Consider the following 11,528-nt stretch of genomic DNA (forward strand, 5'->3'; position numbering starts at 1 on the left):
GCAAGGCATTTTCTGCTTTTGCCTATTGCTCTTCTTCCTTTTGTAAGTCACTCTGCTTTAATTCCCGTTTTCTTTTGGTGATCAGCCCCCCGATCCTCCCGCTTTCCTTGGCAGTCAGGCTTCTCCAGCCATCCTTTACCACCTTATCGCTGAGTCCAAGCTCTGTAGCGATTTCAAACTTAAGTACATCCTCAGGCTTCATGTTTTGAGGATCAAAGGGCTCATTTTTCTTTCCTTTTGGCATATATCTGTATCTCCTTTCACAAATCTAAAGAGAGTATGCCCGCTGCAAAAGGAAATAAACATTTATCCCAATCTTCTGGGAATAATTACTGCTGCTATAATGTAGGCGATGATCCCTGCGCCGCCCATGCAGGTCAGCAATGCCCACAGCAAACGGATCAGTGTTGCATCCACGTTGAAATATTCTGCAATTCCTCCGCATACTCCGCAAAGCATTTTATCTGTATCGGAGCGGTATAATTTTTTCTGATTGTCTTCCATTTTTATTTCTCCCTTCCTGTTATGATTCCTTTATGAAATCCACCTGAATGCTGCCTGTGCTGCATTCCAAATCCATGGTTTTTCCAGCGTTGTTATCCTTCTTTTTACTGCTTCTTAAGCCTGCTATGCTCTCTCCTGCAACGTTTACCTCTCCCACATTGCATTCAATGTCATAGTTATAATCTTCTTTTTCTCCTTCCAGCTCCATCTGGATGCTGCCGGCCTTGCATTCCCCGTAAATATCTCCGTCAACTCTTCCTGTAAATTCCACACTGCCTGCGCTGCTTTCCACTTCAAGCCTTCCTGCTTTTGCCTGCCCGATTTTTATAACTCCTGCTTTTGTTTCAAGCCGGAGCTTATCGGCAGAAATGGTTTCCGCCGTCATAACAGACCCCGCAGCCTTCCAGCCTGAAAATCCCCTGGAATGAGATGACTCCAAAGTCACAGAGGAAAAATGGTAGTTTTCAGGTATCTGGATGGTGATCGCCTGACCGTAATCTGCTTCCAGTTCCAGCTTTCCATCCTCTTCATCCCAGTCCCAGTCACCCATATACCGACTGCTGAGCACCTTAATCTCATCACCGGAAGGAGCCTTTACAAATACGACTTTTCCTGAATTGGCAATCACTTCCAGTTCCTTTACACCGGAAAATGAGCCGATCTCCTCTCCTCCCAACTCCATATCGGTATAATCCAGTTCATCCCAGACAGCGTCTGAGATTTCCCGCCTCCACTCAAGGGCATTTTCAGGCACCAGTTCCGTTAAATTTCCGCCTAAAGCAGCCGCCGAGATCGCTGCAGCCCCTCCTATGATCATGCAGACAACGCCTGCAATTAAACAACTTCGAACAAATCTTCTCATGAACGGCCCCTCCTTCTGTGAAATAACCGGCTGATGGCATCAGTACAGCTTCGAAGCAGGAAAGGCAGAAACCTTCCATAAAATACGGCACTGAAAGCCAGAGCCAAAAGACCGAGGCCAAGAAACAGTATTCCCAATCCCAAAAGCAGCATTCCGCTTAAAGGATGGACAAACATGGAAACAATTCCAGCCACTGCCATGGCCACTCCTGCCAGGAGAAGGGCAAAGGTCACGGCTCCCACTCCCACCACTGCCGCCACAAAAACGCCGAAAAGCCCGCTTACCAATCCGACGATGCCGCCTCCTATTCCCAAAAGTGCGGGGGAAGCCACAACAATCAGTACGATCCATAAAATTAATCTTACCGTCCTGTTCCTTTCCGGAGATATACCGCCCTTTGAAGGCCCTCTGCCGGATTCTTTCTCATATTCTCTCTGGTAATCGGAAGCTTCCGGAAGGTCATACCGCTTTGCCATCTGATAATTAGGGTCCTTAAACCGCTCATCCTCATAACCTTTTTCCGTAAACTCCCCTCCGTCCTCTAAATTGCCGGAAATATCCGAGCGGATGATAGATGCAATCCGTTCAGGGCTTCCAAAGGAATTAATGACTTCCTCCTCATGCTCTTCTCCCGCTTCCTCCAGATAATCCCTGTAGTACTCAATGGCATCCGCCTTCTCTTCCTCAGGAATATCCGAAAGCAGATATTCCAGCTCCCTCATAAACTCAGCCCTGTTCATATACGTGCCTCCTCAAAAATGCGGGATATTTTCTGCTTATAGCTTTCCCATTCACCGCTGTATAAATTTAGCTGTACCCGTCCTTTTTCCGTGATCTTATAATATCTCCGGTTCCTTCCGTCAAATGCCTGGTCATAGACCTCCAGGCATTCCTCCTTCTGCAGCCTGCGAAGGACCGGATACAGGGTTGATTCGGATATTTCAATCACATTTCTCACATCCTGAGTGATCTTATATCCATAGGTGCCGTCCTGATCCCCTGACACAATTGCCAGGACAATGGCATCCAATAATGCTGCTCCCGTGTTAAAAACCATATGCCACTCCCATCCTCGATTTCCGAAAAATTCACATTCCTCCCTCATCCCCTGGATTGCGGGGAATGATGACCGCTGCAATGATATACAAAACCAGACTGCCTCCTACCAGGGAAAATCCCATGAAAGAGTGAAATAAACTGCGCCATGGCTGAAACAGCATGAGAAGGACCCATATCAGTCTGATGATGACAGGATCAACCTGGAAATACTCCCCGATCCCGCCGCATACACCGCTGATCACCTTGTTTTTCACGGACCGGTATAAACGTTTTGTCTTCACTGTGGCTCCCTTCCTTTCTTTATCAAATAAAAGTATATAATATTAATTTTTATTCTATATTATATCTTGTATAGTATATATTATATGCTATATAATATTAGTTGTCAACACTTATTATAAATTTTTTAATATTAAAGCTCATCATAAAATCCCTGTCCCCCACTTTTAACTTCACATATAAAAAAAGCAGTAAACCCAAAATAGGATTTACTGCTTCACTATCTGTACCGATAACTTCTATTTCTTTATAAATTCCTGAAAACAACGGTCTGCTTCATACTGTATCTTTTCTTCATCAATTGTCACCAGATGTCCCTGTTCCACTGCTATCTTACCGTTAATCACAGTATAATCAACAGCGCTCTTTAAGCCGACTGTCGCCAGTACGGACTTGGGGTCTACCATGGCGCCCACCAGCTCAAAGCGCTTTGTATCCACCATAAAGAAATCTGCTGCTTTGCCTGTTTCCAAAGAACCGATATCTGTTCTTCCCAGTATTCCGGCGCTTCCTGCTGTGGCAAGTTTCAGTATGTCATAACCTGTCGGGGCAGTGCGGCCATAGGTCAATCTGTGGAGCAGATAAGCCACTCTCATCTCTTCCAGCAGATTAGAACCGTCGTTGCTTGCGCTTCCATCTACGGCAAGGCCTACCGGAACTCCTTTCTCCAGCATTTCAGGAATCCTTGCAACGCCTGAGGACAGCTTCATATTGGAAATCGGACAATGGGCCACGCCTGTTTTAGTCTCTGCCAGCAGCGCCAGTTCCTCATCATTAAAATGAATTCCATGGGCGAACCAGACATCACTGCCGATCCAGCCCAGGCTCTCCATGTAAGCAAGAGGTCTCATCCCGTAAGTTTCCAGGGTGAAGTTTTCCTCATCTTTCGTCTCTGCCAGATGGGTATGCAAACGCACACCAAGGCTTCTTGCCAGTTTTGCGGATTCCTTCATCAAGTCAGGAGTCACGCTGAAAGGAGAACAGGGTGCCAATGCCACCTGTTTCATGGAAAATGGATTCGGATTGTGGAATTTCTCCACCAGTCTGCTGGAATCCTTTAAAATATCGTCGATTGTCTGTACCACTGTATCAGGAGGCAGGCCTCCGTCTTTTTTGCTTAAAGACATACTTCCCCTGGATACGTGCATACGGATTCCAAGTTCCTCTGCTGCCTGAAACTGGGATTCTATCATCTCATGTCTTCCTGCCGGGAACACATAATGATGGTCAAAGCAGGTGGTACAGCCGTTTTTCATCAGCTCTCCCATACCCACTAAGGATGTGGAACGAATCACATCTTCATCAATATTTTTCCAAAGTTCATAAAGGGTGATCAGCCATGGGAAAAGCTCCATGGACTGTACCTGGGGCAGGTTCCTTGTAAATATCTGATACAGGTGATGGTGGGTGTTTATAAGTCCCGGATATACGCACATGCCAGTGCCGTCGATGACCGTATCCGCCTCCCATTCCTTACTGCTGATATCAATAATTACCCCGTCTTCTGCGTACAGATTTACATATTCCAGCATACTGTCCTGCGGGTCACAGGTTACCAGATATCGTATGTTTCTGACAAATATGGATTTTTTCATGATTACCTCCTAGTGTTTTCATTCGCTTTCCGGTTGTTTTATTAATGATGGTTACCGGTTTGACAACACCATTTTGCTATTTCAGCAATGAGGGAAAGGGGCAGCGGCTTACTGTAGGGAAACTGCACCGCACCTTTGCTTGTCTTATATTCTGTAAGACTTTCTCTGAAATGTTCTACAGCCTTATCGCCGGGATACAGTCCTATATGCTTTTTAAATGCCGCAAAATGGATTATATTTCTCTTATTCCAATAAGTCGGCATCCGCCAGGAAATCCGTTCCTGTGCATCCGGAAGTGCAGTCCGCAGCGTATCACGCACCTGGTTTAAGTAAAGTTTAACCTCTTCAGGCTGTGCAGCAATATAGTCATCAATGGTTTTTACAGGCTCACCGCAGAAATGATCCTGATTGTCTTTTTGAAACTCTCTCCCGCATTTAGGACATTGCCACATCATATACTCCTCTCCAGTGCGTCAGCGTTTAAGCTCGCTGTTTTCATCAATTTTCAGCCAAAGTCAGTATAACACACTTCAGAGAGAAAATCACCACACAAATATTCCTGTTTTCACATATTTCGGCAAATGAAAAAAGGCGCTGCCAATGCAGCACCTCTTTTCCTGACATTTTAAAATTTATATCCATGAAACTCCCTTACATATTAAATGCCCTCCAAAGCCGTCTGAAGTAATCGAAGAATCCGGCTTCCTTGACTTCCTGGGCCGTCAGAATCGGCACCTCTCCTATTTTTTCGCCTCCCAGAGTATAGACCAGAGCTCCCGCGTTCTGTCCTTCCTCCACCGGAGCTGAAATAGAAGGAAGCAGTTCCAGTTTCTTTTCAATTGCATTAAAGTCTTCCCCCTTAAGACTTAGATAAGAAAAGGAACCGCCGTATTTTAAAGGAACCTGATCCTCTACGCCGTTATCTACAATCAGCTCAGGAAGAGGAACCATTTCCTTATCTTCATACAGCTTGCAGTTTGCATACCCATAGTTTAACAGCGTCTGGGCATCGGCGAACCGGATTTTATAATCGGGCGCTGCCATAATGGAAGCGATGAGGCGGACCCCGTCTTTTTCCGCAGTGGCGGAAAGACAGTATTTCGCCAGAGCAGTGGAACCGGTCTTTAAGCCTGTTACCGTGAAATTTGTGGCCATCTTTAACAGCTTATTGGTATTGGAAAGTCCGAACTCCTTGCTTCCCTGCTTTGTCACATGGGTGATATTCTCCATCCATATGGTAGAATAATTATGGACCTGAGGATATTTGTTGATCAATTCCCTTGACATGATTGCAATATCCTTGGCAGTGGTCACATGGGAGGTGGAATCCGTCAGTCCGCAGCAGTCTTCAAAATGGGTGTTAACCATGCCAAGGCCCGCTGCCCTTTCATTCATCAGCCGCACAAATTCATCCTCTGTTCCTGCTATGTATTCTGCCATGGCTACGGAAGCATCATTGCCGGAAGCTATGACAATGCACTTAATGAGGGTTTCCACAGTCTGAATTTCCCCCTCTTCCAGAAATACCTGGGAACCTCCCATGGACTTTGCATAAGCGCTGGTAACAACCTCATCGGTCATTTTGATTTTACCTGATTCCAAAGCGTCAAAAATCAGGATCAGAGTCATGATCTTGGTAATGCTCGCCGGACTCCGTTTCACATCTGCCTCTTTTTCAAAAATAATCTGTCCGGTGGATGCTTCCATTAAAACAGCGCTGGGAGACTGGAGGGACGGGCCGCCCGAAGTGTTTGCCTCCTCTGCGTGAATAATCATGTCCGAGGCTGCCGCCATATCCGGCTCCTGTGCTGCCGCGGGCAGGCATAAATAGAAAAACAGCAGAAAACAGCTTAAGATAAACGCCGTAACTCTCTTCATGTTTTACACGATCCCCTGATCAATTCGTTTATACCATTGTATGGGATTGTTTCATATACATATGCCATTTTTTCCAAAAAAAATTGACACCTTTTGATTTCATCCTCCCGAAAAATATGCTATACTGTTACAGGGAAGGAAAAAAGCCTGTCTTGCCCTCCCCTAATATTACAAAAATCAAGAGGTTAAGTTATGAGTTTAGACGATTTCCGTGACCGGAACCCTGGCAAAAGCCGCAGCCGTGGACTGCACATTGCAGCCATCATTTTAGTAGGTTTTCTGATCATTGCTGTTTTAGTTTTCTGCGGGATTACCTTTAATAAAAATTTTAAGGACAAGGCATTGCCCGTTGATTCTTCTGTTTCACAGAACCCCCCTGAAAATGAAACCACCATCCCCGTAACAGAGGAGCAGACCACTGCAGACCCAAAGGAAGCTTTGAATGCCCTTCTGGCTCAGGCAGAGGCTCTTGCCGTTCAGTACGATTATGACGGGGCCATTGAACTGCTTAAAGCAGATTCCGCTCATGCCGCAGAAGAGGAAGTCCTTTCTGCCATCAGCACCTATGAAACCACAAAAAGCACTCTGGTCCGTGTCAATCCCCAGGAGGTCACTCATGTGTTCTTCCACTCCCTTGTTATGGATACGGCAAAGGCATTTGACGGAGACGCCAAGGAAGCCGGATATAATCAGGTAATGACCACTAAGTCGGAATTTCTCAAAATCATGAAATCCATGTATGATAAGGGATACGTTCTGGTGAAAATTCATGACCTGGCCTATGAAACAACAGACGGGAACGGAAATTCAAAATTTGTATACGGGGACATTATGCTGCCGGAAGGAAAAAAAGCCTTTGTTCTTTCCCAGGATGACGTATGCTTTTATGAATACATGAAGGGAGACGGCTTCGCCACCCGCATGATCATCGGAGAAGACGGCTATCCCACCTGTGAAATGGAAATGGAGGATGGAAGCATTTCCGTAGGAGATTATGACCTGGTTCCCATCCTGGAAAGCTTCATCAGAGAACATCCGGACTTTTCCTACAAGGGCGCCCGCGGAATCCTGGCATTTACCGGATACAACGGAATCCTGGGATACCGGACAGACGAGTCCTATAAGGACACCAATCCCAACTACGAGGCTGACAGGGAAATGGCCGCAAAGGTAGCCCAGGCTTTAAAAGATCACGGCTGGGAACTGGCCTCCCATAGCTGGGGCCACCGGAATCTTGGACAGATTTCCATGGAACACTTTAAAACGGATTCTGACAAATGGGAGCGGAACGTGGAATCACTCATCGGCCCCACCGATATCATCCTCTTCCCCTTTGGAAGCGACATCGGAAACTGGACTCCCTATGCAGGGGACAACCCCCGTTTTGCTTATTTAAAATCTCTGGGCTTTCGCTATTACTGCAACGTGGATGCCAGCAAACCGGCATGGGTTCAGTTAGGCTCTGACTACTTCCGCCAGGGACGAAGGAATTTAGACGGTTACCGGATGTATTATTATCCGGACGGATTAAAGGATTTATTCAATGTGCCTGATGTATTTGATCCGGCACGGCCCACACCCGTACCTCCGATGTAAACTCCGGTAAAAGAACATAAAAAAGGAACGCTGCTCCGCAGATGACTTTTCATCGATGGAAGCAGCGTTCCTTTTTAATATGTTAAAACTGGACGTATCCGCGAATTGGCTGGGCAGGAACCACGGAATCTGCATGAAGCACAGGTCCTTCCCCGTCATAATCCTTCCAGAATTCATATGCGATCTTGGCTCTGACACGAACCCATTGCTTTGTTTCCAGGGACTTCGCCTCTCTTGCTTTTGTGACAAAGCCTAAAAATGTCATATCATCCTCACAGCAGGTCATTGCCATGCGGCCTGGGACAAAGTAGTTCTTTGGGAACTCCGGAGATTTTAAAACCATGGCTGTAAACTCCACTGTTTTTCCTTCATACCGGTCCCGCCGTTCCATACAGTCGATGTACCAGATTCCGTAAGCCTCCGGAGATATCTCCACCACATCGGCATTGATATCGTAAGGCAGGTCTTCGTCGGCAATCTCGGAAACCTCTCCCTCAGAATCCTCAAATATAATTTCGCCCCCAAGGCACATGGCCTTAAGAGTGCGCCGGTAGCCGGACAAATCTTCTATTCCGTCACAGCGGTTGCAGATGACCATTTCCGAATCCCTGACCATGGCATATAAAAGCGGCTTCATATTGGCAGAGTACAAATCAAAGGTGGACATATCGATCAATGTGATCTGCTGGTAAATTTTCCAGTCGTCAGGAAGCTTTAACTGATCCTGGTTCCACATGCCGTTCCATTCGATTAAAATCCGCTCCGGGTTGTGAAGCAGCTCCAGCTCCAAAAGCCTGTCCGGAGTCATCTCAGCCATGGTTTCTATAAATACGGCTTCTGTTTTATTCCGTTTCAGAAGCTCCTCATCGTATTCTGTTTCTCCGTCCTCGCAGACGATCAGCAGCGTCTTTCCGTCAGCCTTAAAATAATCCTGTTCCATGGTAAACTGAAGAAACTGGGTTTTTCCTGACTCCAAAAAGCCATTGATGAGGAATACCGGCATAAAGTCGTCGTTTATTTCATTGATATTGCTCATGACTTCCTCCATTCGCCTTACTTTACAAAGGCTTTTTTAAGTTCTTCTTCCTTCAGATTTGCGCCGATCACACAAACCTTGCCGGTGTATTCCGGCATTCCGTTACGGATCTCATACTGTTCCGGCACCAGGTCAAAATAAAGCCATGTTCCTTTTTCTTCACCGGGAATCATTCCCTTGGCCCGGAGAACTTCTCCGAAACGGTCTCCGTAAGCCAGCTCGTCAAGAATCTCGTCAAGCTGCTGCTTTGTCATGACAGACACATTTTCCATTCCCCAACTGGTGAACACTTCATCAGCATGGTGATGATCGTGATCCTGGCCGCAGCCGCAGCCTTCTCCATGCTCATGGTGGTGATGTTCATGATGGTCGTGACCGCAGCCACAGCTTTCTACTTCGTGATCGTGATGGTGGCCGTGACCGCAGCCTTTTCCTTCATGACCGTGATGGTGGCCGTGGCCTGCTTCTTCATGATCGTGGTGGTGATGGCCGTGACCTTCTTCCTCATGATCATGGTGATGATGGCCGTGACCCTCTTCCTCATCGTGATCATGGTGGTGATGGCCGTGGCCCTCTTCCTCATGATCATGGTGGTGATGACCGTGACCGCAGCCTTCCTCATCGTGGTCATGATGGCCATGGCCGCAGCCGCAGCCCTCTCCATGCTTGTGATGATGGCCGTGACCCTTACCGCATCCACACCCTTCTCCCTCATGACGGTGACGCTTCTCTCTCACCTCTTCCATAAGGTCCGCTGCCATTGTATCCGGTTTTTCAATGATTTCCAAAAGCTGTTTTCCGCTCAATTCTTCACATGAAGTCGTCACAACGGAAGCCTTGGGATTCAGCTCACGGATAATTTCAACAGCCTGATTTACCTTCTCGGCAGCAGCCATATCCGTACGGCTTAAAACAACAGTCCCCGCATTTTCAATCTGGTTGTTAAAAAATTCTCCAAAGTTCTTCCGGTACACCCTGCATTTTTGCGCATCTACAATGGTCACCGCACTGTTTAAGGTCACCTCCAGCTCAGAAGCCACATCGATGACAGCTTTCATGACATCCGATAATTTTCCGACTCCAGACGGTTCGATGATAACGCGGTCCGGATGGTATTTCGTCAAAACCTCTTCCAGAGATTTTCCAAAATCACCTACGAGAGAGCAGCAGATACAGCCGGAATTCATTTCCCGGATTTCTATGCCCGCATCCTTTAAAAAGCCTCCGTCAATGCCGATCTCTCCGAATTCATTTTCAATGAGGACCACCTGTTCGCCTACAATGGCCTCCTGCAGTAACTTCTTAATAAAAGTCGTCTTTCCGGCTCCAAGGAAACCGGAGATAATATCAATCTTTGTCATATTAAAATACACCTCTATTCTTTCCATAAACACCATCTGCGGCATAACAGGCTTTCTTATAAATAAAAAAACCTCCAGCAGATGAGTCCAATCTGCATAATTTTACACGAATCTGCAACCCTTTTATTGTGTCACAAACCTTATGCAAAGTCAAGCCGTGGTACGCTGTTTTTACGGCACCTATTGTCTAAAAATTATCAACCTCCGCAAAAAACTTGTATTTTTACAAATTTGTGGTAAAATACATGACAACTGCTTTGACAAAGGTCAAATGTGTGCACCAACAATTTAAAGGAGATTTTCACTATGGAAAAAAGCGGCGTAAAGGAATTCCTAAAAAGGAAGAACGTCACACTTACCGTCAGGACCTATCTCATTGATGCATTGGGTGCTATGGCATTTGGCCTTTTTGCATCCCTTTTGATCGGAACCATTCTGGGAACTTTAGGTCAGCATACGGGCATCGAAATTTTCAATGTGGTAGCAGATTATGCCAAAGGCGCCACAGGAGCGGCCCTTGGCGTGGCAACCGCCTATGCCCTTCATGCTCCGCCTCTGGTACTCTATTCAGGTGCGGCTTCCGGAATTGCAGGCTATGCTCTCGGCGGCCCGGTGGGCGCTTTTTGTGCAACAGTCGTCGGTACGGAACTGGGAAAAATCGTTTCAAAGGAAACACCTCTGGACATCCTTGTAACTCCGGGAGTGACCGTCATTTCCGGCATCCTGACTGCTCAGTTCATAGGACCTGGAGTGGCCGGATTCATGAACTGGTTTGGCTCTCTCGTAAAAACCTCCACAGAGCTGCAGCCCTTTCTCATGGGAATTTTAGTGTCTCTGCTCATTGGACTCGCTCTCACTCTGCCCATCAGCAGCGCCGCCATCTGCATTGCCTTATCCCTTGACGGTCTGGCCGGAGGAGCTGCTACAGCCGGATGCTGCGCCCAGATGATCGGCTTTGCCGTCCTCTCCTTCCGTGAAAACGGGATGAACGGTCTCATCGCCCAGGGCCTTGGCACCAGCAAGCTGCAAATGGGAAATATCGTAAAAAACCCCAGGATATGGATTCCTCCTATCCTGACCTCCATGATAACCGGCCCCCTGGCTACCATGGTATTCCGTTTAAAAAACATCCCCACCGGAGCAGGAATGGGCACATGCGGACTGGTAGGGCCCATTGGAGTTTTCACCGCCATGGGAAACAGCCTCAATACGTGGCTGGGAATTTTATTTATCTGCTTTCTTCTTCCCGCCGCCCTCTCTCTTTTCTTCGGTGAAATACTGAGAAAAGCCGGATGGATCAAATTCGGAGATTTGAAGCTGGATTTAAAATAATTTCGCAGCATGAACAGGTATCCTGA

Annotated in this window: 13 protein-coding genes; 2 read left to right on the plus strand and 11 right to left on the minus strand. The window is 46.9% G+C overall.

Annotated elements, in window-relative coordinates:
* Nucleotides 1-22: 22 nt before the first annotated feature.
* The 9 genes from QM657_RS08615 to QM657_RS08655 form a co-directional block, all read right to left on the minus strand.
* Entirely contained in the window at nucleotides 23-244 is a 222-nt protein-coding gene (locus QM657_RS08615; protein ID WP_415066209.1) for a small, acid-soluble spore protein, alpha/beta type, read from the minus strand.
* A 62-nt stretch (nucleotides 245-306) separates the two neighbouring features.
* Entirely contained in the window at nucleotides 307-504 is a 198-nt protein-coding gene (locus QM657_RS08620) for a PspC domain-containing protein (RefSeq protein ID WP_415066210.1), read from the minus strand.
* A 19-nt stretch (nucleotides 505-523) separates the two neighbouring features.
* On the minus strand, nucleotides 524-1,366 hold the full coding sequence (locus QM657_RS08625; RefSeq protein ID WP_415066211.1) for a DUF4097 family beta strand repeat-containing protein: 843 nt from the start codon (nucleotides 1,364-1,366) through the stop codon (nucleotides 524-526).
* On the minus strand, nucleotides 1,363-2,106 hold the full coding sequence (locus QM657_RS08630; protein ID WP_415066212.1) for an HAAS signaling domain-containing protein: 744 nt from the start codon (nucleotides 2,104-2,106) through the stop codon (nucleotides 1,363-1,365). The genes QM657_RS08625 and QM657_RS08630 overlap by 4 nt, the downstream gene beginning before the upstream one ends.
* The gene (locus QM657_RS08635; RefSeq protein WP_415066213.1) at nucleotides 2,103-2,423 is read right to left on the minus strand and encodes a PadR family transcriptional regulator; all 321 of its coding nucleotides are present in this window, start codon (nucleotides 2,421-2,423) and stop codon (nucleotides 2,103-2,105) included. Before QM657_RS08635 ends, QM657_RS08630 begins: the two co-directional genes overlap by 4 nt.
* A 31-nt stretch (nucleotides 2,424-2,454) precedes the next feature.
* Nucleotides 2,455-2,706, minus strand: coding sequence for a PspC domain-containing protein (locus QM657_RS08640; RefSeq protein ID WP_415066214.1), 252 nt, complete (start codon nucleotides 2,704-2,706; stop codon nucleotides 2,455-2,457).
* Nucleotides 2,707-2,943: 237 nt separating this feature from the next.
* On the minus strand, nucleotides 2,944-4,299 hold the full coding sequence (locus tag QM657_RS08645) for an 8-oxoguanine deaminase (protein ID WP_415066216.1): 1,356 nt from the start codon (nucleotides 4,297-4,299) through the stop codon (nucleotides 2,944-2,946).
* Nucleotides 4,300-4,340: 41 nt separating this feature from the next.
* Entirely contained in the window at nucleotides 4,341-4,754 is a 414-nt protein-coding gene (locus QM657_RS08650; protein WP_415066217.1) for an iron chaperone, read from the minus strand.
* Between the two features lie 196 nt (nucleotides 4,755-4,950).
* Nucleotides 4,951-6,177, minus strand: coding sequence for a D-alanyl-D-alanine carboxypeptidase family protein (locus tag QM657_RS08655; RefSeq protein ID WP_415066218.1), 1,227 nt, complete (start codon nucleotides 6,175-6,177; stop codon nucleotides 4,951-4,953).
* Nucleotides 6,178-6,369: 192 nt separating this feature from the next.
* On the opposite strand from QM657_RS08655, the gene QM657_RS08660 reads away from it, so the two are divergent.
* Nucleotides 6,370-7,773, plus strand: a complete 1,404-nt coding sequence (locus QM657_RS08660) for a polysaccharide deacetylase family protein (protein WP_415066219.1) — start codon at nucleotides 6,370-6,372, stop codon at nucleotides 7,771-7,773.
* A gap of 82 nt (nucleotides 7,774-7,855) precedes the next feature.
* Here QM657_RS08660 and QM657_RS08665 read toward each other — a convergent pair whose 3' ends face one another.
* On the minus strand, nucleotides 7,856-8,809 hold the full coding sequence (locus QM657_RS08665) for a GTP-binding protein (protein WP_415066220.1): 954 nt from the start codon (nucleotides 8,807-8,809) through the stop codon (nucleotides 7,856-7,858).
* A gap of 17 nt (nucleotides 8,810-8,826) precedes the next feature.
* Nucleotides 8,827-10,170 carry a CobW family GTP-binding protein gene (locus QM657_RS08670; RefSeq protein WP_415066221.1) on the minus strand — a complete coding sequence of 448 codons (1,344 nt, stop codon included), beginning with the start codon at nucleotides 10,168-10,170 and terminating at the stop codon, nucleotides 8,827-8,829.
* A gap of 306 nt (nucleotides 10,171-10,476) precedes the next feature.
* Between QM657_RS08670 and QM657_RS08675 the strand changes: the two genes are divergently transcribed.
* A complete protein-coding gene (locus QM657_RS08675; protein ID WP_415066222.1) occupies nucleotides 10,477-11,502 on the plus strand; it encodes a PTS transporter subunit IIC in 1,026 nt (341 codons plus the stop codon).
* The last annotated feature ends 26 nt before the right edge of the window (nucleotides 11,503-11,528 follow it).

The sequence above is a fragment of the Lacrimispora sp. genome, assembly GCF_047605665.1.
Lineage (GTDB): Bacteria > Bacillota > Clostridia > Lachnospirales > Lachnospiraceae > Lacrimispora.